We start from the raw sequence: 21,885 nt of genomic DNA on the forward strand, positions 1-21,885 counted from the left end.
TTGCCTCATGGTTGATATCCTTTGATCACATCATCGATCAAGATATGCATCGCGGTTGGACTCGCAGCCGTGGTGTACCAAGCATCGGCATCTACAAAAATGACTTTTCCCGTTTTCCATGCTTTGGTTTGACGTAATAAGGGGTTACTGACATTGTCTGCATTGATCGTGGCTCGGTGTTCCATCACCGCAGTTCGATCTACAATAAATAGAATGTCGGGATCGGCCTGTTTAATAAACTCGCTGGAAATCGGCTGTCCATGTAAACTGGTATCAGCCGCAGTACTGGCAGGTTTTACCCCCAAAGCATTAAAGACAAAGCCATAACGTGACTGCACTCCAAAATGACTAAATGCCCCATTGTTATGTAAAACCACCAAGGCTTTTTCAGGTCGATCTGCGATTATTGTGCGTACCTGCGCAACTTTAGCCTCTAACTCAGCGACTTTTTCAGCCGCCAATTTCTGTTTATTAAAAATCTGCCCCAACGTCTGTAAATGAGCTTTAATCATTTCAATATGATGTTGCTGGCTATTATTAAAATTAATGTCATAGTGCAGTGTCGGCGCAATTTCACTCAGTTCTATATACTTATCTGCTTGCAATGGCGTCATCAGTATAAGGTCGGGTTTAAGCGTATAAATCCGCTCCATATTGGGCTGTACAATTGACCCTAAGTCTTGCACATTGTGTTGATCCCGATACTTTTGCAGGAAGTGCGGGATAAAATCTTTAGGCATGCCTGCGATCGGAACAGCAAGTTGATCGAGAAAATCGGCTTCGTTCATATCCAGCACCGCAACACGCTGCGGATAATACTCAATCAGCGTTGTACCTAATTGGTGTTTGACATTAAGCGGGACTTCCCGTTTTTGTTCAGTCTGCGTCGATGCCGTCGGTGGTGGATGACATGCTGACAGTAAAATTGCAGCACTCACTGCACCTGCCAGCCCCCATAATTTGATATTTCTTTTCATATTTTCAAACTCCAGCTGAGTTGAAGTAATTGCACATATAGCCGCGTGTGCTGTTGCTAATTTCAAAATCAAGTTCATACAGATCACTTAAGCGCTGTTCTGTCATCACTTGTTGAGTTGGACCGCTAAAACGAAGATTGCCGTGCTTTAATGCGACAATATGATCTGAATAATTGGCTGCAAAATTGATGTCATGTATCACTAAAATAATCGTACGCCCTTGCTCGTCACACAAACGTCGCAAGGCTTGCATGATCTGAACCGCATGCTTCATATCTAAATTGTTTAAAGGTTCATCCAAGAGCAGTACATCGGTTTGCTGTGCGATGGTCATGGCTAAAAAAGCCATCTGTCGCTGCCCACCACTCAATTCATCCAGATAAGCTCTGCGTAGTGTTTCCAAGTTTAAAAATTGAAGCGCCTCATCAATCTGATCTTGATCTGTTGTTGTCAGCTTGCCGTGGCTATATGGAAATCGGCCATATGCCACTAATTCTTCAACCGTCATTCGTAGCTTAAAATCAGGTGATTGGCGCAGCGTGGCAACGTGCTTGGCATATTCTGCAATCTTGATCTCAGTAATATTTTTCTGCTTAAACAGGATCTCACCCTGATCAGGTCTAGATAACCGAGCCATCATCATCAGTAAGGTTGATTTACCTGCACCATTCGGACCGATCAGCGAGGTGATTTGTTGTGCTGGAAATTCAAGACTGAAATTCCTTATGACAGGCTTTTTGCCATACGATTTATGCAGGTTGTGAATTTTAATCATGTCAAATCTCTGGCACGAAGCATCAGTGTTAGGAAATAAATACCGCAGACCAGATTGACCAAAATACTGACCGTGGTTTTGTAATTAAAAACATGCTCAACCAAGATCTGAGCAACAAGAAAGATGCTAATTGCGATGACGCATCCCACCGCCAAGCTAAATTTATGCTTTAACGCGCCTACAAGCGCATAGGCTGTGTTGGCAATAAATACGCCCATAAATGCGGTAGGGCCAATTAAACTGGTCGAAATTGCAACCAACAACGCAATCAATGCCAGATAAAATTGCATGGCTCGATGATGATCAATCCCTAAAGAAATCGCTTGTTCACGCCCTAAAACCAAGACATCTAAAGTGGCTAACCTCTTGCGTAATAACAAAAAGATCGCCAATACAATCAGGGTGGCATAAATCAGTGTTATAGGCTGTACACGATTGAATGAGGCATAACTCAAAGCCTGAAAAACAGAGAATTCCCCAGGGCTGATTTTGAGCTGAACAAACTGTGTTGCAGTGCCTATCACCATGGTCAATACCAAACCAATCAGCAACAGTTGAAACACATCCATCTGCTCATGTGTCAGTAAACACCGATGTATCAGCCATGAATAAAGCAGCATGACCAAGATCGAGACAAAAAAATGCCCCTCTACTCCAAACCAAGACAATGTTTGCGTTCCCATCAGAAACAGCAGCATGACCTGCCACAGCAAGTAAACCGCTTCATAGCCCATAATGGAGGGCGTTAAAATACGGTTGCCGACTAGGGTCTGAAATATAATCGAGGAAAATGCCACGCAGATGCCGCCTAATATGATCGTAGCCAGCCGCAACAGACGTTTAGGAATAACATGGTCAAAATCAAAGCCTGAATCCATAAACACAAATGCAATCGCCAACCCAGTCGCCACGACAATAATCAAACTCAACTTTTTATTGTTGTTCATGTGCGAAGCCCTTTCAAAATCAGCATGAGAAAGACCAGACCACCGACACCACCAGCGGTCAGCCCAATCGGGACTTCAAAGGGATAGAGCATGCTGCGTCCAATAATGTCGCAAAAGAGCAGTAAGCAAGCGCCACTCAGTGCCACGATCGGCAATGTTTTGGCGAGATTCTCTCCATATTTTAATGCCACCAAATTTGGAATCACCAAGCCAACAAAAGGAATGGCACCGACGGTAATGACCGTAACTGAAATGGTAATTGCCACCAAAAACAAACCGATGGTCACCGTGCTTGCATAGCCAAGACCAAGACTCGTTGCCATGTCCTCACCCATACCAAGCACTGTCAAACGATGTGCAAAGACATAGGTCAATACGACCACCGGAAAAATAATGAAAATGATTTCATAATGGCCTTGTACTACACGGGAAAAATCACCGAGTAGCCAAGCTTGCATACTTTGTAGAATGTTATTTTGATAGGCATAGAATTCAGCCAATGCACTCAGAACACTGCCATAGATCAAGCCAATAACTGGAATCAATACGGTGTTTCGAAATCGAATACCACGGATGATTGCAATAAAAAGCACACTGGCCAACAAGCAAAACAACATTGCAAAAATCATTTTCATAATGACCGTTGCTGTCGGAATTAGTGTTAAGGAGATCAGAATGCCAAGCTTTGCTGCATCTAACCCTCCAGTTGTACCAGGTTCAACAAAGCGATTTCGCACAAGATGCTGCAAAATTACACCGCAGATCGATAGACCAACCCCAGTCAAAATAATGGCAAGCAAGCGAGGGATTCGACTCGCCTTCAAGGTCAGCCAAGCATCACTGGACTGGCTAAACAATGCAGACCACTCTAGCTGCTGAGCACCAATCAACAGTGAAAGGATACACAGCAGACAAAAGCTGATTACCAAAATCAAGGGCATTGCTGTTGTCCCGCAACTTGAGGGGCTTGTCCAATCTGCCACCCTTTAATCATCTGGCTCTGCTGCAAATAACGTGAATAATGCCCATGCGTCAAACGTAATTGTTGAGGGGTTCCCTGCTCAACGACCTGCCCCTGATCCAACACAATAATCTGATCTGCGGCAGCGACCGTGGCCAACTGATGTGCAATCACCAAAATAGTTTTTTGACCGCGTAGCTGATTCAACAATTCACAGATGATGGCCTGATTTTCGGCATCTAAAGCCGCTGTTGCTTCGTCGACCAAAAGAATCGGCGCATCTTTAATCAAAGCACGGGCGATTGCGATCCGTTGTCTTTCACCGCCAGATAAGCGCACACCTGCTTCACCAACCAGCGTGTTGAGCCCCTCAGGCAAACGGGCCAGCATTTCTGCGATTCCCGCCTGCTGAACCACCTGCATCACTTGATCATCTGTTGCATTCGGGTTACCCATGCGAATGTTCTCTCCGATACTGCCTGCAAACAGATAATTTTCTTGGAAGATCTGACTGATCTGCCCCATCAGTTGCGTATAAGGCAATTGCTTTACATCGACACCGCCGATCAGAACCTGCCCTCGGTTTGCATCAAAGAAACGGGCAACCAGTTTAGTTAAGCTGGTTTTACCTGAACCTGATGCCCCGATCAGTGCGGTCATACCGCCAGAGGCAACTTGTATATCTACGCCTTGTAATACATAAGGCTGATCATCTTGATAGCGGAAATAGACATCCTTAAATTCAATCGAGTGATCACACAAGGATTGAACAGCATGGGATTCGTGCAAGGGTTGTTCATTTAAAATAGCTTGTATTGCCTCAAGTTGGCTCTTGGCATGACGTAAAATCTCGCTGTAACCAGCAAGCTCAAGCAAGGCATCAACAAATCGGCAAATCAATAATAAAGAAATACCCAGACTGGCAAATGCAGCCACGGTGGTGGTATCAACGGCTTGAAACGGCAACCAGAATACTACCGTCATCAACATCAAGATGAAAATAGCTTGAATCACCCAGATATTTAAAACGGCTGCACAAGATGACAATATGATGAGTTTGAGACCTGAGCGACGTTGCTGCTTGATTGCATCGTCTAAAAATCGCTGGCTATCGCCTTCTCCATTAAAGGCACGAAAAACCGATTGAGCCTGTGCAAACTCCACCATCCGTTGACTTGTTTCAGCAAATCTTTGTTGATAAACCTGATCGCTATGATGCGCAATTTTTGAACTTAACCAGAACACCACGACCATAACAGGAATTGCAATGAGTGCGATCAATCCAAGCAGGCTATGGGTCACCAATAAAGCAATGACAATAATCAGTGGCGTAACTATACCTGTAATTAAGGGGGTAAAAACGTGTGCAGGCAGTTGCGCCACAGACATCATGCCCTGCGTCACCAGATGATTAAAACTTGCCGTATTTTGCGGATTAAACCAGCCCACCGCTAAGCCAGCGACATGGTTGCCAAGGCCCAAACGCGCGCGCTCTAAAACGGCAATCCCCACCTGTATGCCCATCTGCTCTACAATCCGTCGGAGCAACCAACAGAGAATAACAATGATCACCAATACACTCAGCCACAGCATGATTTGATCAAACTGTCCGAGCAATAATTGTGACAAGATAGAGGCCAATAGCAGAATGCTCACGCCACAAATCACGCCATAGAATACAGTGATGCCGATGTAACGATAAAAAATAGCTATGTCATCGCCCAGTAATCGAGAAAAAGTTTTTAGCATGTCTCCACTCCCTGTAAGCGTGAGGCATGTTTTTCTGTATGCGTCCATAATTGGGCATACAAGGCTCGGTTGTTTAACAGTGTGGTATGTGTCCCTTGTTCAATCACCTTGCCTTGATCAAGCACAATGATCTGATCTGCATGCATAATCGTATTCAAACGATGTGCAATCACTAAAACCGTTCGCCCTTGTGCCAGAACTGCAAGTGCCTCTTGAATGGCAATTTCATTTTCGACATCTGCTGCTGCTGTTGCTTCATCTAAAACCAGTACTGGTGAATTCAACAAAATTGCACGGGCAATCGCGATTCTTTGCCGTTCACCACCCGATAGCTGAATATCGTCACCCACAATCGCAGCATATTGTTTGGCTTCGGCCATAATACGTTGATGTATATTTGCAGCTTTTGCAGCCTGCTCAATTTCTGCCTGAGTCGCAGCCGAACGCCCGAGTGCAATATTCTCCGCAATACTGGCATGAATCAGTCGTGTGTCCTGCAACACAAAGCCAATATGCTGATACAGCACAGATGGCGCAATTTCCCGAAGATCAACACCACCCAATGTGATATGCCCTTCAGTTGGATCAAAAAATCGTAATAACAATTGGGCAATGGTTGACTTTCCAGCCCCAGAAGATCCAACAATTGCGGTAACAGTGTTAGGCTCAAGCGAAAAATTCAGCTGAGAAACCACAGGATGCTTTGCATCATAGGCATAACTCACCTGATTAAAACAAATCTGGCTGTCCTGAATTGGCGAGGATTGCTGTGGTGAAACAACATCTAATATGGGTGTTTTTAATAGTGCTAATACCCTCTGTGCCGCCCCCTGACTGGCATGCACATCGTGCAACAAGGTATGCAGCAGTAGCACAGGCGCAGAAATCGCTGGCGCAACCAGCACAAAAGGCAGTACATCAAGCGGATGTAACCAACCTAAATAAGTAAATAAAGCAGCACAGATCAACACGACACCCAAAATAGTAATCGGTGAAATGAGCGCGTGCGCATGTGCCATAGACTTTATTAGTGGACGAGTAAAGGATTTAAAGGCCTGAGCAAATGAATACACAGCTTGTTGATAAGAAGCAGAGGCCTGTCCCGTCTGACCAAAAGTTTTTACAATTGGAATTGCATGAATAAACTCAATCGCAGCACTATTAATACGACCGAGCTGTGTAGCAAACTCCTGAATATTGCTTTCACTGGCATGTAAAGCCTTGCCTAAGAAAAAGAAAAAGCCCACAAATGGCAATAAGGCTAAAATTGCCATACGCCAATCCATCATGAATAGAAAAATCGCAGCGATTGAAATCGTCCCGATGGCTCGACCAAATGCTGGAAAAAAATGTGCCGTTAAACTATGCAGTAAACCAATATCATCCTGCATCAGCTGTTTCACTTCGCCAGAGTTTCGACTGGTAAACCAACCCAACGGAACTTGAGTCAAACGTTGGGTAATTTTCTGGGTCAATAAACCTGTAATTTTATGGTCAGCCAAGTGCGCAATGAACTCACTGAGCGTGATCAACAACATACCGATCAGCAAACAGCATATTCCCAGCACAATCCATGTGATGGTATCGGCAGTGATTTGTCCGGTCTCTAGAATGCTGATATCGACTGAAAGTGCTTTGACCAGATAAACAACACCGATCACAGGAACCAAACTTAACATCGCCCCCAGTGCCGCAGTCAATGAGGCTAAAACTAAATACCCACGTATTGGCTTCAATATGAAATTTAAAGGATTGGAATCTTGGGGCCGAACTTGTTCTACACGACTTGCACACATAGCAGCATCAATCCTGTGTTTGCTCATTTTTTCATTCAAGTTTTGCCACTCATCCTTCATACCAACAAGCAGCAATCTCCCACAAATACAAATGAGAATTAATATCAATAGATTTAATTGCATTGTAGTAAACTAATTAAATAAAGTAAACGATTTGACCCTCTAACATTGTCATGGCAACATGAAAAAATTGAATTTTATGGAATACAGATGACCTCTCTCAGCAGATCTCCCGCACGCGGACGCCCAAGGACAATTACACATGAGCGCATCATGAATGCAGGTATTGAGATCGGTTTACTCAACATCACCTTTGTCGGCGTTGCTGCGGCTTTGGGGATCAGCCATATGGCTTTGTACAAACACATTTCCAGTCTTGAAGAACTCAAATACATGATTGCTGAAGAGATTTTCACCCGATGGCAAATACCGTTACCATCTGCACCCCATGCTGTGCCACTCAAAGATTATCTGCTTGAATTCATGCACTCTATTCGTGAACTGGTAAAGTCAAACCCGGGACTGACGCCTTACTTAATTCGTAGAATGGCTTCCACCCCATCGATGGTGGCTAAAATTGGTACGCATCACCAAGTCGTTGCTCAAGCCTACTCGTTGTCGCTTGATCAAGCCCGTTGGCTCAATTCCACCATCGCCTTTCACTGTATTGCTGTGGCGGATACGATCTATACGGTGGCAGGGAAAGCACCCACTCAAGCACCAGACCGTGCCAGTGAAGAGGCTGAAATGGAGGTCGAATTTATGGACAGTATGCAGGCTTTAATTATTGGGACATTAGCGTTGCTTGAAACAAAAAAATAATAGCGCTTGTTTTAATTTAACGATGAATTCCCAATCAAGTTAATGTCACCTGTACAAAGACGAGAATTCTGCTCAATTCATTTTTATTATTCTAATCAAGGCATATCCTGCTCGATATGCCTTGATTTTTATTTGGACAAATTCTTATTGTTTTATGGCTTAGAATCTTGCACGTAGTGATAACGTCAGATTACGTGGCTCACCCCAATAAACGCCATTATAGAAACCGACCTGTTGATAATATTTTTCATCAAATAAGTTATTCACTTGCAGATTTGCGCTAAATGACTCGTTGAAGGTATAGCCCATATTGGCACTCGCCAAGAAGTAAGCATCTTGTCGCACATAACCATCTGAGTTTTTAGGTGCACTAGTCGACTTACTCACTACCTCACTTTGCCAATTCACACCAAAGCCAATATTGAATTTATTGGCACCATCCCAGAGCTGTTCAGGCAGTTTGAAATTGGTGTAGATTTTGACTTGATTCTGAGGCAATGTCGTGGAGGCCTTCACCGTCTCTGAACTGATACTGTTCACATAGGTATAGCCCGCAGTAATGTTCCAAATCGGTGTAATCCGTCCGATGGCTTCTAGCTCAAAACCTTCAATTTTTAAGCCTTCACCTGAGGCTTTCATTGGATCACCGCCATCATCGGTTTTAATACCTGCTGCGATCGCCTCTTCATCACGAACTGCAACATTTTCCTTTTTCGACCAGAATGCAGCAGCGGTTGCCAAAAGTTGGTCATCCAATAAACTGGCTTTTAAACCCGCCTCATAACTTTTACCTGTTTCAGGATCGAGGAAACTGTTATTGCGATCTTTTTGGCTACTTGGATTAAACATATCGGTATAACTGGCATAGGCAGTGACAATATCGTTAATCGCGTAAGTGGTACCAAAGTAAGGGGTAAAAGCATCGGTCTTGACATCACTTTTGGTGCCATTGGTGGCGGAATAATCACTATAGCGCCCACCCACGATTAATTTTAAATCATCTGTTAGGTTTAGCTTTAAGGTACTGTATGCACCATAATTACGTTGTTTTGCATCTTTAGTCGAAGGAATAACCGTGTAGCCTGGTTTAGGCGTTGCATTACCATTCCATGTACGCCAATCATTAATCACACAGGTATCACCAATATTATTAGAAGGTAGCGTTACCCCGTCCACTTTCTTGGTACAAGTCAATTGATTACTGGCAATACCATCAATGAATCCACCCGGACTATCTGTAGAACGATCAAAGCCATTTCCACCAATCACCAATTCATGCTCACGATTAAATAATTTAAACGGCCCACTCGCGAACAGTTCTAAACTGGTCTTTTTAGATTCAGATGTTGGATAGACCGTTGACCAAACCCCAACCCCTGTTCCATCATGTTGATTAGGAAAACCAGAACCACCATAAGACATTAGCCAAAAACTTTTTGATAATGAATGCGAGGCAGCCGCCTTGATCATCCAATTATTCTCAAATTTATAGGTCAAATCAGCAAATACGGTTTTGTCACTTTGGCTAATGGTATTCCAACGATTGGCCAAGCTGAAATTGCGCGGTAAATTGGCCAGCGAACCATCCTGATTCCAATAGGGAACTGTTCCCCACGTTGAACCACGTGGCTGGTTATCTTGGTATTGAAAACCAATACTGCCTGTTAATTTATCCGTGATATCCGCTTCAACCATGGCCATCGCAGCCAAAGTTTCCAGAGAGTAATAATCCATATAGGATTCCCCCTCTCGACGTGCCGCCATTACACGGCTGCGCACACTACCATCAGCCGTCAAAGGGATAGAAACATCCGCTTCATTGCGAATGGTATTCCAGCGACTAAATGAGGTGGCAACTGATCCAGTCAATTCTTTTGCAGGACGTTTACGAATCATATTAATGGTGGCAGAAGGGTTTCCTGTAGAACCTGTTAAACCAGTTGCCCCTTTGATCACCTCAATACGATCAAAGAAAAAACTATCGACACGAGGGCTATTCTCGCCAATTGGCATGCCATCAATTTGGCGATTAGTGATTGCATAGCCTCGCGCAGAATAGTTTGAGCGCTCACTATCGTTTTTAGTGACCGTGACCCCTGGGGTGGCGGCAAGTACATCATCAATAATATTGAGATTACGTTGCTCAATCTGTTCACGGGTAATCACACTGACGGATTGTGGTGTTTCTTTTAAGGAAAGTTTTAACTTGGACGAGGTGCGAGATGATTTCGCTTGGTAGCTTTCGCTACCTTCCGTTTTTTCATCTTCGGCTGCAACTTTAATGGTTGGGAGTACGCTTGCGCTTTGTTCTTGCGCCCAAGCGTGATGTGAAAATGCCCCGAAAATCAGAATCGATTTTATTGCAATATTTAAAGCAGATTGTTTAAGCTGATTGTTCATAATGCCGCAATTAATAAAATTAATGAGAATCATTATTATTATCAATATTAATACAAAAATAAATGCTGAATTCACAATTGCTTAATATTTATTTGATCTTTTGGGCCAAAAAAAGAAAAAAGAATCATCCATAGATCAAGATGATAATTAAACGCGTCGAAGCACCAATGTACTTCGATTCAGAACAGGAGCTCAGTTAAAAATTTTCCACTTATACTTTCTGTAGTCGATATAAAGTATATTTTTCCAACCTGAAAATTTTAATTATTATTTTTCAATTAGTTAAATCTCTATTATTGAATCATCCTCGCGTTCTAAAATACGCGGACCTGAGCCCAGCTCAGCCAGAATATCTTCTGGATTACGTAAACGGCATTGTTCCAAAGACAAACAACCACAGCCAATGCACCAGTCCATCTCATCCCTTAAACGAGTGAGCTTTTGAATCCGCTCATCCAAGTCCTTACGCCAACAAGTGGATAATTCTGCCCACTGCTCCGCCGTTAACTTGCTACCTATTGGGTAAACACTCAACGCTTTTTTAATCTCCTCCAATGAAATCCCAACTTTTTGCGCGACTTTAATAATTCCGATATAGCGCAGCACAGCCAAAGGATAACGACGTTGATTACCATTGGTTCGAATACTTTTAATCAGTCCTTTGGCTTCATAAAAATGTAGGGTGGAAACAGCGACACCACTCCGTTTGGCCACTTCCCCAACCGTCAGCATCCGATTGATATCAATTTTTCGTTCGAGTGTCATGACTCAATATCTCAAGATTACTTTAGGTTTTATAATTCAGGGCAAAGTAACTTGTCAATTTAAAGCCTCACATCAAGAATCAAAAACAGGCCATTTGCTTAAGATCGGCTTCATAAAAAGACACTAAAACATCGACAGAAATTATGCTCACAATCCTACTAAAAATGTCCTTTTCCGCACTTTAATTTTCTAAGCAACCCATTGACCTCAATATAACTTGAGGTTTTAGACTGCTTGGCACTGCATTATCAAATGCAATTAAGCAATTCATTTTTAATGTTTTTCAGCAGTCAGTCTGATTCTATTCGGGAAATACTCTCATGCCATACTTCATTAAATTAAGTTTGGAAAGCCAATGGTTATGGATCATTAGTCGGTGTTGTGTGGCACTGTTATTTTTTAGCTCAGGGCTTAGCAAAGTGCTGGATGTCAATGCAGGTTTTCAGGAAATGCAAGCGGCAGGTTTAGAACCTGCATGGCTGTTTAATTATGCCTCAGCACTGATTTTACTGGTGGGCGCTTATAGTATTTTGTTTGATCGCCATCTTTGGTTAGGCGCAGCACTACTGTCTATCTTTTTAGCACTGACCATCGTGATTGTGCATACGTTTTGGAATATGTCAGGGGTACAGGCAAACATCTCGCTGTATTTTGCACTTGAACATATTTCGGTGATTGGAGGCTTAATCGGTATTGCGATTGCCAGCCATTTTCGTCAACAGCTTCAAGGTGTTGGAGTGATCGCATGAGAACCAAACTGCGTATTGTGCTGATCATCAGCATTTTAATCGTTATTGCTGTAGCTGCTTATTTTTATTTTAAATCCCGCACAGCAGAGAATGCTTCCAGCTATCGTTATCCACCGGTCAAGGTCGCGCTGACCACTGTCAAGCAACAAGTCACGCCCCGTATTCTGTCCAGTATTGGCGAGTTAGAAGCAGTACGGCAAGTGCAAGTGTCTGCGGAAACCACAGGCGTGATTGAACAGATTTATTTTCAATCAGGACAATACGTCAAAAAGGGACAATTACTGATTCAACTAAAAACCAATGTCGAGCAAGGCAATTTAGGGCGGCTACAAGCCAAACTCAAACAGGCCGAAATGGCCTATCACCGCACCAAACAACTGATTGATAGCAATGCCATTTCACGCGCTGAAATGGATACGGCATTGGCGGATCGAGATATGACCCGTGCTGAAATCCAGCAACTACAAGCCCTGATCGAACAGAAATCCATCCGTGCGCCCTTCTCTGGTGTAATCGGGATTCGCCAAGTGCATCAAGGGCAATATCTGGAAGCAGGCAACAGTATTGCCAATCTGGTCGATACACAGCAACTGCTTGCCAATTTCACACTGGATGAACAACTGGCTGCACGCTTAAAAACTGGCCAAGCCGTTCAACTGAAAATAGATGCCTTTCCTGAACAAAGTTTTTCTGCGGTGGTGAGTGCGATTGATCCGATGGTGAGTAAATCCAGAACCATGATGGGACAGGCACTGCTCAATAATCAGCATCAACAGTTAAAACCAGGCATGTACGCAAAAATAGAAATACAGGAAGCCAATCTGCCAAGTTTGGTGATCCCTGAAACAGCGATTACCTATACCGCCTATGGCAATACCGTGTTTCTGGTCAAAAAAGACCATAATACTTTGACAGTTCAACGTGTTGCGGTCGAACTCGGTGAACGCCATCAAGGTTGGGTTGAAGTGCAATCTGGTGTGAAAGCAGGTGACCAAGTGGTGGTTTCAGGTCAAGTTCGACTTAGTGATGGTATGCAAATTGAACCCACAGAAAATACCTTGCAGCAGTCGCCCTCCTCCCCAAGCAAAGCCAAAGTGTAAGGGGACGTACAGATGAAATTTACCGATCTTTTTGTAAAACGCCCTGTATTGGCTCTGGTGGTCAGTACCCTGATTTTATTGGCGGGTCTATTCTCCCTGAATAAACTGCCGATTCGCCAGTATCCCTTATTAGAAAGTTCAACCATCAGCATCAGCACCGAATATCCGGGCGCTTCGGCTGAGCTAATGCAAGGTTTTGTCACACAACCGATTGCCCAAGCCGTCTCTTCAGTTGAAGGGATTGATTACCTCAGTTCATCCTCGGTGCAAGGTCGCAGCGTGATTACCTTGCGTATGCAACTCAATCGAGATTCTACTCAGGCCCTGACCGAAGTTATGGCCAAGGTCAATCAAGTCCGCTACAAATTGCCCGAACAGGCATTCGACCCCGTGATTGAACGCTCCTCTGGCGAATCGACCGATGTGGCCTATATCGGCTTTTCCAGTGAACAGCTGTCTATGCCCGAGCTGACTGACTATCTGTCCCGAGTGGTTGAACCGATGCTATCCACCATTGAAGGTGTGGCAAAAGTACAAACCTACGGCAGCCAGCGTCTGGCAATGCGGATCTGGCTGGATGCAGACCGCTTGGCCAGTCGGGGTGTCACTGCGGCCGATGTCGCCAATGCCATTCGTCAAAATAACTACCAAGCCGCGCCCGGTCAAATCAAAGGTGAATTGGTGGTTTCCAATGTCAATGTATCAACTGAGCTGACCAGTATTCAGGATTTTAAAAATCTGGTCATCCGCAATGATGGTCAGAACCTGATTCGTTTGCAGGATGTCGCAACGGTTGAACTTGGTGCAGCATCCACCGAAACCAGTGCCTCGATGGATGGTCAAGCTGCAATTTTCATTGGTTTACAGGCCACTCCAACAGGCAATCCACTGGTGATTGTACAAGGCATCAAAGATAAATTACCTGAGATCCAAAAAACCTTACCCCCTAGTGTCAAAGCCAATCTGGCTTATGAAACGGCACGTTTTATTGATGCTTCGATTAATGAAGTGCTGCATACCTTTATCGAAGCCCTGATTATTGTCATTGCTGTGATCTATCTCTGTCTTGGTTCGCTGCGTAGTGTCTTGATTCCTGTGGTGACGATTCCACTGTCAATGCTGGGCGCTTTAGGCTTGATGCTGATTTTTGGTTTTAGTATTAACTTACTGACCTTACTGGCGATGGTACTGGCAATTGGACTGGTGGTGGATGATGCGATTGTGGTGGTGGAGAATGTACACCGTCATATTGAAGAAGGCTTGTCACCTATTGCTGCCGCACTGGTGGGTGCACGCGAAGTGGCAGGTCCCGTGATCGCCATGACCATTACTCTTGCTGCCGTTTATGCACCGATTGGTCTGATGGGCGGATTAACGGGTTCATTATTTAAGGAGTTTGCCTTAACACTCGCAGGTGCTGTTCTGGTTTCTGGACTTATTGCCCTGACGCTCTCCCCAGTAATGAGTTCCTATCTGTTGCAATCCAAGCAGGACGAAGGCCGCATGGCTAAAGCTGCAGAATGGTTTTTTGAACGCTTGACCCACATTTACCATCAGGTATTGCAATTTTCATTGCAGCATCGCTGGATTACCGTGGTCTTTGCCATTGCTGTTTTTGCCAGCCTGCCTCTGCTCTACCAACTGCCACAGAAAGAGTTGGCACCACTGGAAGATCAAGCCAGTGTCCTCACTGCAATTAAAGCACCTCAGCATGCCAACCTGACCTACGCCGAACATTTCAACGCTGAATTGGATAAAGTATTTTGGACGCTACCTGAAACCAGTACCACTTGGATTATTAATGGAACCGATGGCCCAGCAGCCAGTTTTGGCGGTACCACCTTATCCACTTGGGCTGAACGTAGCCGTTCTGCAGATGAGATTCAACAAGAATTACAAAGCAAAGTGGGCGCTGTAGAAGGAAGCAGTATTTTTGTATTCCAAAATCCAGCCTTGCCTGGTTCAACAGGTGGACTGCCTATTCAGATGGTGCTGCGTAGTGCGCAAGACTATGCCACCATTTATCAAACCATGGAAAATATCAAACAAAAAGCCCGTGAAAGTGGTCTGTTTGTGGTGGTAGACAGTGATCTTGATTTCAATAATCCGATGCTGAAAATTGAAGTCGATCGTGCCAAGGCCAATAGCTTGGGCATTCGGATGCAGGATATTGGCGAGGCGCTCGCCACGCTCGTGGGTGAAAGCTATGTCAACCGTTTCAGTATGTTGGGCCGTGCTTATGATGTCATTCCGCAAAGTATCAAAAACCAGCGTCTGACTGCGCAAGCATTGACCCAGCAATTTGTACGCACCGATCAAGGAACACTGATTCCCCTGTCTACTGTTGTGCATTTAAACGAAACCGTTGAACCGAATAAGCTGACCCAGTTTAACCAACAAAATGCGGCAACCTTCCAAGCTATTCCTGCACCAGGGGTTTCACTTGGTCAAGCCTTGGCCTTCCTTGAACAAGTCACAGCCGAGTTGCCCACAGGGTTTAGCCATGACTGGCAAGCCGATGCCCGTCAATATATGCAGGAAGGCAATACCTTGTTATTTGCATTTTTGGCTGCCTTGGTGGTGATTTATCTGGTCTTGGCCGCGCAATATGAAAGTCTGGTCGACCCGTTCATTATCTTAATTACCGTGCCTCTATCGATTTGCGGTGCTTTGATTCCTTTGGCTTTAGGTTATGCCACTGTCAATATCTACACCCAAATTGGACTGGTCACCCTGATTGGTCTGATTAGTAAACATGGCATTCTCATGGTTGAATTTGCCAATGAATTGCAACTGCATGAAGGGTTGGATAAACGGGCCGCCATTCTCAAAGCAGCACAAATTCGCTTACGCCCGATTCTGATGACCACAGCAGCAATGGTATTTGGTCTTATTCCACTGCTGTTTGCCACCGGTGCAGGTGCACATAGCCATTTTGGTCTTGGTGTCGTGATCGTGTGCGGCATGTTGATTGGTACCTTCTTTACCCTGTTTGTATTGCCCACCATTTATAGTCTGCTGGCACGTCAACATAATCAAAGTTCGGCTCGTGTACAGGAACTACAGAAAATTGATGCGATGGAGTCTCAAGCATGAATAACACCCACGCCTTCACCAGAACCTCTCAGCATCATTCATCTAAGCCGATAATAAGCACTGGACTCATCATGGCGGCTTTGGCTCTGTCACTGAGTGGTTGCCAAAACCTTCAGCCACCACTACCCATCGTCAGTGCTGATATTCCAAACAGTTATGATCATTCAATTCAAGGCAACTCCATTGCTAGTCAAGGCTATCAACAGTTTCTTGCCGATCCACGTTTAGTACAAGTGATTGAACTAGCCCTCAGTCATAATCGTGATTTACGCAGCGCAAGTCTGAATATTCAGCGCGCACAGCAATATTATCAGATCAGAAAAAATGATCAGTTTCCGATGATTGCTGGTCGTGCCGATCTGCTTCGCCAAGTCTCCCCGACACTTGATCCCCACAATCCAAGTTCAAGCTTGCAAGTCGGCTTAGGCCTTACCGCTTATGAGCTGGATTTTTGGGGACGGGTTCGCAATCTGAAAGAAGCAGCATTGGATCGTTATCTGGCGACCCAAAGTGCGCGTGATGCCATGCAAATCAGTTTGGTCAGTCAAGTCAGCCAAGCATGGTTAGATTATGCCTTTAGCAATGCGCAACTCAAACTTGCTCAACAAACCCTTGCGGCACAATTGAATGCTTACCAACTCAATCAAAAGCGTTTCAATGCTGGCACGGACAGTGAAATTCCCTTGCGTCAGGCACAGATCTCGGTCGAAACTGCACGTCATGATGCGGCCAACTTTCAAACTCAGCTTGCACAGGCGCAGAATTTACTCAATCTGTTGGTGGGGCAGCCGCTTCCAGTACATCTATTACCACAACAACCCGTTAAAAACATCAGCAGCACCACAGTGTTAAGTACCGGTTTAAGCAGTGATTTACTGAATAATCGTCCAGACCTCAAACTGGCTGAGTATCAATTGCACGAAACGGGTGCCAATATTGCGGTTGCCAAAGCAGCCTTATTTCCCAGCATTCGTTTAACGGGCACAGCAGGTTATGCGTCGACTCAACTTAGTGATTTGTTTAAATCAGGTCATGCTGTTTGGTCGATTGGCCCTAGTCTGGATCTGCCAATCTTTGACTGGGGCACCCGTCAGGCCAATCTCAAAATTTCAAAAATCGAGCAGCAAATTGCGCTGTCGAATTATGAAAAATCCATTCAATTAGCCTTTAGAGAAGTCAATGACAGCCTTGCTACGCGTGCCTATATGGATGAACGGATTTCAGCACAGCGGCGTTTAGTTGATGCGACACAAACCACCTATCGGCTCTCAAACACCCGTTTTCGTGCAGGGATTGATAGCTATTTAAGTGTCTTGGATGCGCAACGCGCTCATTATGCGGCTGAGCAAAGTTTACTTATGCTAGAACAGGCACGGCTCAACAATCAGATTGAACTCTATAAAGTCTTGGGTGGGGGTCTCGCACAACAATAACGATAGGATGTTTCAAGGATAGCTTAGGCTATTCTTGAAACACTATATATGTTCTCAAATAAGCAACATGTTTAAGCGTTGGCCTGAATAAAAATGTGCAGTAAAGTGATGCGTTTTAAATCTGTTCGAGTTGCATGCTTGTTTTTTATTTTTGAAATTATGTTGGCTTTAATCTCAATCAAAAATATAGACTTTAAAATTAAAATGAACCGTTGTTAAAAATTTAAGTTAAAAAGCTAAACCATTATTTCTCCTTGCTTAAAACCTTCTGCATAAAGCTTCCAATTTCATCTAAGGCCTGTTCAGACTTGTGAATAAAGCGATTAAACATCTGAAAGTTATGCCACATATTTTCATAAACATGCAGATGAACCTGCACACCCGATTGCTGGGCACGTTCAGCTAAATGGGTCGCATCATCGACCAAAATTTCCTCGCTGCCTGCTTGGATCAACATCGGTGGAAGACCGCTTAAATCAGCAAAAATAGGTGAAATGCGTGGATCCTTGGATTGTAGTTGCCCACGATATCCATCCCCACCACGTTTTAAGGCATAGGCGCGAATCATTGGATCTCGTTTGGCATTGTTATAAACAGAAGCCGAACTTAAGCTGATATCGACATAAGGCGAGATCATCACCATTCCAGCAGGTAAAGCATCTCCTGCCGATCTCAGTTCAACGGCTAAAGCTAAGGCCAAAGCACAACCACCGGAATCTCCCCCCAAAATAATCTGTTCAGGCTTCCAACCATCATTCAATAAATGTTGATAGACCGACTTCACATCATTCAATGCGGCAGGATATGGGTGTTCTGGTGCGCGACGATAATCCAGCATATATACGATGAGCTTGCCCCGTGCAGCGAACTCGGTCGATAAAGCGCGATGCGTCCGAGACGAACCTGCAAAGAATGCCCCACCATGACAGTGTAAGAGTACCCCTTGCGCTTCATTTTCAGGTGTTGCCACTTCGGCGAAAACAATACGTTGATCCCGTGCATCTCTCAATTTAATCTGTTTGACCCAAACATCGGCTCTAGGTTTAAAAATAGTTGAGCCGACTTCCATGGCAGTACGCAACACTGGAAATGGTAAAGCCATACCACTGGCCAGTTTAAAACTCAGTCGCAAACCTATTTTCAGACCTGTTTCAATTATCTTTTGCTGCATCATGTGCTCCTATTCATGACATCACCGAGTCATCCTTTAACTGGCTTTTTTATCAGTTTCAGACTCAGTAAAACCAAGGACATAATCGTTAAGATCACAATGCGCTAAGCGAGATCGCATTTCAAAAGTCGTCCACGGCCATAAGGTACTATTACGTCCATTGCGATCGATAAAATAGCTGCTGCATCCGCCCGTATTCCAGACTGTATTTTTTAATGCGGCTTGGATTTCATCATTGTACTGTTCCAATACCTCAGCACGAATTTCAATAGTTTCAATCTGTTGTGCCTGTACTTTTTTCAGCATGTCCAAGATATACGCCAATTGCGCCTCAATGATGATCAGTGCGGATGAGCTGACCGCAATATTAGGACCAAACATCACAAAGGCATTCGGACAACCTTCAACCACAGTACCGAGATAACCTTTAGCACTGCCCTGCCAGACTTCATCCATGCTTTTGCCATGTTTATTACGGATCTGTTTGGCAATCGGTGGATTACTCACTTCAAAACCTGTACCAAAAATAATCGCATCGACCTCATGTTCTGATCCATCACTGGCGATTAGCGTATTACCACGTACTTCTTCGACTCCACAGCGCAACACCTCGACATTCGGCTTTGCCAATGCGGGATACCATTGATTCGATTGTAAGACGCGTTTACAGCCAATGGTAAAATCAGGCAGAAGTTTTGCTCTTAATGCTGGGTCTTTCACCCCTAAACGAATATTCAATTGGGCTAAGCGTTCAATCTGGCTGACCAATTTTGGATGATGCATACTAGAATTTAACGATTCGAATACACCATAGACACCATAACGGGTCAAACGCTGAGTGACTGGAAGCACTTTAAACAGCGCCTGAGCAAGTTTTGGTAGGCTTTGATCCATTTTTGGCAATACCCATTGTGGGGTACGCTGTAGCAACGTCAGTTTTGCGACTTGGGCTTGAATCTCAGGTACAAATTGAATTGCCGAAGCGCCTGCCCCAACAACAGCAACCTTTTTACCGTTTAAGTCAAAAGCATGGTTCCATTCTGCCGAGTGGAACTGGGCCCCTTTAAAGGTCTCCAAACCTTTAATTTTCGGCAATACAGGTTGATGCATTGGTCCACCTGCCATAATCGCAAAACGGGCATGGATGAGACCTTGATTGGTTTTCACCACCCAATGCTTGGCCTGATCATCCCAAGCACTTTCCAGCATTTCATAGCCAAAGCGGACATACTTTTTCACATCGAATTGCTGTGCAACATGTTGTATATAGGTCTTAATTTCTTGCTGCTGTGCAAACACCCGACTCCATTGTGGATTTGGTGCAAAAGAATAGGAATACAACGCTGATGGGACATCGCAAGCACAACCTGGGTAGGTGTTGGCACGCCAGACACCACCAATTTCATCAGCTTTTTCCAAGATTACGATATCTGTAAAACCCGCTTGCTGTAATTTAATCGCTGCGCCAATCCCTGCAAAACCAGCCCCAATAATCACCACATGAAATTTTTCAATCTTTGCCATGAGTTGTAATCCTTATTTTGTCTGTGCCAGTTGGCTTAAACGTTGGCTATATGCTTTACGATCATTCTGATCGAGACCTTTTAAAATTCGATCATCCCCGATGAATTTACGAAACCCTGTATTCAACCAATGCGGTACCAATCCATACGCTTTCGGGCTATGGGTTAAATAATTCGGCACCGCAATTTCAGCCAGATTATGCGCTACTGCTTTGATAATCACATTCGCTACATCTTGCGGTTCTACGGTCGGAATCGGCAAACTGTCTCCTGTTCCAGAGGACAATTCAGTTAAGACCTTAGAAGGTAAAACAGCGGATACCCCAATCGGCGTATCTCTAAGTTCCTGTTGCATAGAAGCGGTCAGCCCAACCACTGCAAATTTCGTTGCACAATAAATACTGGCACCCGGAATCGGATATTTACCTGCCAGAGAAGCAACATTGACGATATGGCCTGTTTGTCGCTCCAGCATTTTGGGCAATACCGCTTTCATGCCATGAATCACCCCACGTAAATTAATATCAATTTGCGCATCGGTGATGGCTTGGCTTTCCTCGATCATCGCCCCCATTGGCATAATGCCTGCGTTATTGACCAAGATATCTACGGGACCCAATTGCTTTTCAATCTGCACAATCAATTCATGAAATGAGTTCTGTGAACGTACATCCAAATAGCCGCCAAAGCCTTGCACTTTGATGGCGGCTTGTTGCGCCAGCTCCAGATCAATATCGCCAATTGCCACTTTGGCGCCGAGTTTTCTAAAAGCAACGGCGGTGGCTAAGCCAATCCCTCGCCCTCCACCTGTAATCAACACTACTTTGTTTAAAAAACTGTATTTTTTTCCCATGTGCAGTTCCTTTTATTAGTCAAAAAATCACCAATTCGGAACATAATGTCATTTACGGAATGATGTGTCAATTTTGATTGATTTTGTTTTATCGTATTTCCGATAAAGTTCTGATAAAATTTTTGCCATGAATGATCAAACAACTCTCTCGCGTGCTGAACGCCAACGTATTCAATTACAAGCAGAAATTATTGAAGCTGCTTTTTTGGAATTTTCTGAACGCGGTTATCATCAAACTGCGATCTCTGACATTGCCAAAAGACTGGGGATTGGTCATGGCACTTTCTATCGTCATTTTGAGAATAAGCGAGACATTCTGGATAAAGTCATTGTCGATACCATGTTTAAAATTACCGCCTTATTGGCCGATGAAAATGCGCCAGATGCAGTATCGACCTTAGACGCCTATCGAACGCAATGCGAAAGGATTTCCAGTAAATTTCAGGAATTTGCCAAAGATAATCCACGCGCTGTGCGCTTAATTCTGCTCGAAGCCACTTCAATTGATAAAGAAATGACAGCACAGGTGCATAACCTACTGCACCTCGGTGGCTTACTTACCGCAGACTATTTAAAAAATGGGGTGAAATGCGGCTATTTAAAAGCGGATCTGGATACCGAAATGACCGGACATGCTATTGTCGGGATGATTATTGCGGGTGCATTTAAGTTCTTATCCGCGCCTGCTGATTCTGATGTGCTCAAAAAATATAGCGATGCTGCAATTCAAATGATGATGGCAGGCATCGCCTAAATTGAAATAAGATT

Annotated in this window: 17 protein-coding genes; 6 read left to right on the plus strand and 11 right to left on the minus strand. The window is 44.2% G+C overall.

Features of this window, described 5'->3' with window-relative positions:
- Nucleotides 1–5: 5 nt before the first annotated feature.
- The 6 genes from A7P55_RS21680 to A7P55_RS21705 are packed head-to-tail and all read right to left on the minus strand — an operon-like array spanning nucleotide 6 to nucleotide 7,232.
- Nucleotides 6–977 (minus strand): siderophore ABC transporter substrate-binding protein, encoded by a 972-nt coding sequence (locus A7P55_RS21680; protein WP_171553765.1) that lies wholly within the window; start codon nucleotides 975–977, stop codon nucleotides 6–8.
- 4 nt (nucleotides 978–981) lie between these two features.
- On the minus strand, nucleotides 982–1,752 hold the full coding sequence (locus A7P55_RS21685; RefSeq protein WP_171553766.1) for an ATP-binding cassette domain-containing protein: 771 nt from the start codon (nucleotides 1,750–1,752) through the stop codon (nucleotides 982–984).
- Nucleotides 1,749–2,699 carry an iron chelate uptake ABC transporter family permease subunit gene (locus A7P55_RS21690; protein WP_171553767.1) on the minus strand — a complete coding sequence of 317 codons (951 nt, stop codon included), beginning with the start codon at nucleotides 2,697–2,699 and terminating at the stop codon, nucleotides 1,749–1,751. The genes A7P55_RS21685 and A7P55_RS21690 overlap by 4 nt, the downstream gene beginning before the upstream one ends.
- Nucleotides 2,696–3,640: an iron chelate uptake ABC transporter family permease subunit gene (locus tag A7P55_RS21695; protein WP_171553768.1), complete on the minus strand. Its 945-nt coding sequence runs from the start codon at nucleotides 3,638–3,640 to the stop codon at nucleotides 2,696–2,698. Before A7P55_RS21695 ends, A7P55_RS21690 begins: the two co-directional genes overlap by 4 nt.
- Nucleotides 3,631–5,409 (minus strand): ABC transporter ATP-binding protein, encoded by a 1,779-nt coding sequence (locus tag A7P55_RS21700; RefSeq protein WP_171553769.1) that lies wholly within the window; start codon nucleotides 5,407–5,409, stop codon nucleotides 3,631–3,633. Before A7P55_RS21700 ends, A7P55_RS21695 begins: the two co-directional genes overlap by 10 nt.
- Nucleotides 5,403–7,232 (minus strand): ABC transporter ATP-binding protein, encoded by a 1,830-nt coding sequence (locus A7P55_RS21705; RefSeq protein ID WP_252727918.1) that lies wholly within the window; start codon nucleotides 7,230–7,232, stop codon nucleotides 5,403–5,405. Before A7P55_RS21705 ends, A7P55_RS21700 begins: the two co-directional genes overlap by 7 nt.
- 246 nt (nucleotides 7,233–7,478) lie before the next feature.
- On the opposite strand from A7P55_RS21705, the gene A7P55_RS21710 reads away from it, so the two are divergent.
- Nucleotides 7,479–8,027 carry a TetR/AcrR family transcriptional regulator gene (locus A7P55_RS21710; protein WP_252727920.1) on the plus strand — a complete coding sequence of 183 codons (549 nt, stop codon included), beginning with the start codon at nucleotides 7,479–7,481 and terminating at the stop codon, nucleotides 8,025–8,027.
- Between the two features lie 159 nt (nucleotides 8,028–8,186).
- On the opposite strand, the gene A7P55_RS21715 is transcribed toward A7P55_RS21710, so the two are convergent.
- Both A7P55_RS21715 and soxR read right to left on the minus strand, forming a co-directional pair.
- Entirely contained in the window at nucleotides 8,187–10,427 is a 2,241-nt protein-coding gene (locus A7P55_RS21715) for a TonB-dependent siderophore receptor (protein ID WP_171553771.1), read from the minus strand.
- A 282-nt stretch (nucleotides 10,428–10,709) separates the two neighbouring features.
- Nucleotides 10,710–11,192, minus strand: coding sequence for a redox-sensitive transcriptional activator SoxR (gene soxR / locus A7P55_RS21720; RefSeq protein ID WP_171553772.1), 483 nt, complete (start codon nucleotides 11,190–11,192; stop codon nucleotides 10,710–10,712).
- Nucleotides 11,193–11,512: 320 nt separating this feature from the next.
- Here soxR and A7P55_RS21725 point away from each other — a divergent pair, with 320 nt between their 5' ends.
- The 4 genes from A7P55_RS21725 to adeC are packed head-to-tail and all read left to right on the plus strand — an operon-like array spanning nucleotide 11,513 to nucleotide 17,570.
- Nucleotides 11,513–11,941: a DoxX family protein gene (locus A7P55_RS21725; RefSeq protein ID WP_171553773.1), complete on the plus strand. Its 429-nt coding sequence runs from the start codon at nucleotides 11,513–11,515 to the stop codon at nucleotides 11,939–11,941.
- Nucleotides 11,938–13,041: an efflux RND transporter periplasmic adaptor subunit gene (locus A7P55_RS21730; RefSeq protein ID WP_171553774.1), complete on the plus strand. Its 1,104-nt coding sequence runs from the start codon at nucleotides 11,938–11,940 to the stop codon at nucleotides 13,039–13,041. The genes A7P55_RS21725 and A7P55_RS21730 overlap by 4 nt, the downstream gene beginning before the upstream one ends.
- 12 nt (nucleotides 13,042–13,053) lie before the next feature.
- A complete protein-coding gene (locus A7P55_RS21735) occupies nucleotides 13,054–16,137 on the plus strand; it encodes a MexW/MexI family multidrug efflux RND transporter permease subunit (protein ID WP_171553775.1) in 3,084 nt (1,027 codons plus the stop codon).
- Nucleotides 16,134–17,570, plus strand: a complete 1,437-nt coding sequence (gene adeC / locus A7P55_RS21740) for an AdeC/AdeK/OprM family multidrug efflux complex outer membrane factor (RefSeq protein WP_289847059.1) — start codon at nucleotides 16,134–16,136, stop codon at nucleotides 17,568–17,570. Before A7P55_RS21735 ends, adeC begins: the two co-directional genes overlap by 4 nt.
- 244 nt (nucleotides 17,571–17,814) lie before the next feature.
- On the opposite strand, the gene A7P55_RS21745 is transcribed toward adeC, so the two are convergent.
- The 3 genes from A7P55_RS21745 to A7P55_RS21755 are packed head-to-tail and all read right to left on the minus strand — an operon-like array spanning nucleotide 17,815 to nucleotide 21,117.
- A complete protein-coding gene (locus tag A7P55_RS21745; RefSeq protein WP_171553776.1) occupies nucleotides 17,815–18,741 on the minus strand; it encodes an alpha/beta hydrolase in 927 nt (308 codons plus the stop codon).
- A 36-nt stretch (nucleotides 18,742–18,777) separates the two neighbouring features.
- Nucleotides 18,778–20,265 carry an NAD(P)/FAD-dependent oxidoreductase gene (locus tag A7P55_RS21750; protein ID WP_171553777.1) on the minus strand — a complete coding sequence of 496 codons (1,488 nt, stop codon included), beginning with the start codon at nucleotides 20,263–20,265 and terminating at the stop codon, nucleotides 18,778–18,780.
- Nucleotides 20,266–20,277: 12 nt separating this feature from the next.
- Complete coding sequence (locus A7P55_RS21755) at nucleotides 20,278–21,117, minus strand: SDR family oxidoreductase (protein WP_171553778.1); 840 nt, start codon at nucleotides 21,115–21,117, stop codon at nucleotides 20,278–20,280.
- Between the two features lie 127 nt (nucleotides 21,118–21,244).
- On the opposite strand from A7P55_RS21755, the gene A7P55_RS21760 reads away from it, so the two are divergent.
- Nucleotides 21,245–21,871, plus strand: coding sequence for a TetR/AcrR family transcriptional regulator (locus A7P55_RS21760; RefSeq protein ID WP_016652807.1), 627 nt, complete (start codon nucleotides 21,245–21,247; stop codon nucleotides 21,869–21,871).
- The last annotated feature ends 14 nt before the right edge of the window (nucleotides 21,872–21,885 follow it).

Origin of the sequence: Acinetobacter sp. Ac_5812, from assembly GCF_013072695.1 — a bacterium.
Classification (GTDB): domain Bacteria; phylum Pseudomonadota; class Gammaproteobacteria; order Pseudomonadales; family Moraxellaceae; genus Acinetobacter.

Excerpts from the sequence above, each read along its gene's own strand:
- A7P55_RS21680 (WP_171553765.1), bottom strand. The coding sequence starts at position 977 with ATGAAAAGAAATATCAAATTATGGGGGCTGGCAGGTGCAGTGAGTGCT.
- A7P55_RS21685 (WP_171553766.1), bottom strand. The coding sequence starts at position 1,752 with ATGATTAAAATTCACAACCTGCATAAATCGTATGGCAAAAAGCCTGTC.
- A7P55_RS21690 (WP_171553767.1), bottom strand. The coding sequence starts at position 2,699 with ATGAACAACAATAAAAAGTTGAGTTTGATTATTGTCGTGGCGACTGGG.
- A7P55_RS21695 (WP_171553768.1), bottom strand. The coding sequence starts at position 3,640 with ATGCCCTTGATTTTGGTAATCAGCTTTTGTCTGCTGTGTATCCTTTCA.
- A7P55_RS21700 (WP_171553769.1), bottom strand. The coding sequence starts at position 5,409 with ATGCTAAAAACTTTTTCTCGATTACTGGGCGATGACATAGCTATTTTT.
- A7P55_RS21705 (WP_252727918.1), bottom strand. The coding sequence starts at position 7,232 with ATGAGCAAACACAGGATTGATGCTGCTATGTGTGCAAGTCGTGTAGAA.
- A7P55_RS21710 (WP_252727920.1), top strand. The coding sequence starts at position 7,479 with ATGAATGCAGGTATTGAGATCGGTTTACTCAACATCACCTTTGTCGGC.
- A7P55_RS21715 (WP_171553771.1), bottom strand. The coding sequence starts at position 10,427 with ATGAACAATCAGCTTAAACAATCTGCTTTAAATATTGCAATAAAATCG.
- soxR (WP_171553772.1), bottom strand. The coding sequence starts at position 11,192 with ATGACACTCGAACGAAAAATTGATATCAATCGGATGCTGACGGTTGGG.
- A7P55_RS21725 (WP_171553773.1), top strand. The coding sequence starts at position 11,513 with ATGCCATACTTCATTAAATTAAGTTTGGAAAGCCAATGGTTATGGATC.
- A7P55_RS21730 (WP_171553774.1), top strand. The coding sequence starts at position 11,938 with ATGAGAACCAAACTGCGTATTGTGCTGATCATCAGCATTTTAATCGTT.
- A7P55_RS21735 (WP_171553775.1), top strand. The coding sequence starts at position 13,054 with ATGAAATTTACCGATCTTTTTGTAAAACGCCCTGTATTGGCTCTGGTG.
- adeC (WP_289847059.1), top strand. The coding sequence starts at position 16,134 with ATGAATAACACCCACGCCTTCACCAGAACCTCTCAGCATCATTCATCT.
- A7P55_RS21745 (WP_171553776.1), bottom strand. The coding sequence starts at position 18,741 with ATGCAGCAAAAGATAATTGAAACAGGTCTGAAAATAGGTTTGCGACTG.
- A7P55_RS21750 (WP_171553777.1), bottom strand. The coding sequence starts at position 20,265 with ATGGCAAAGATTGAAAAATTTCATGTGGTGATTATTGGGGCTGGTTTT.
- A7P55_RS21755 (WP_171553778.1), bottom strand. The coding sequence starts at position 21,117 with ATGGGAAAAAAATACAGTTTTTTAAACAAAGTAGTGTTGATTACAGGT.
- A7P55_RS21760 (WP_016652807.1), top strand. The coding sequence starts at position 21,245 with ATGAATGATCAAACAACTCTCTCGCGTGCTGAACGCCAACGTATTCAA.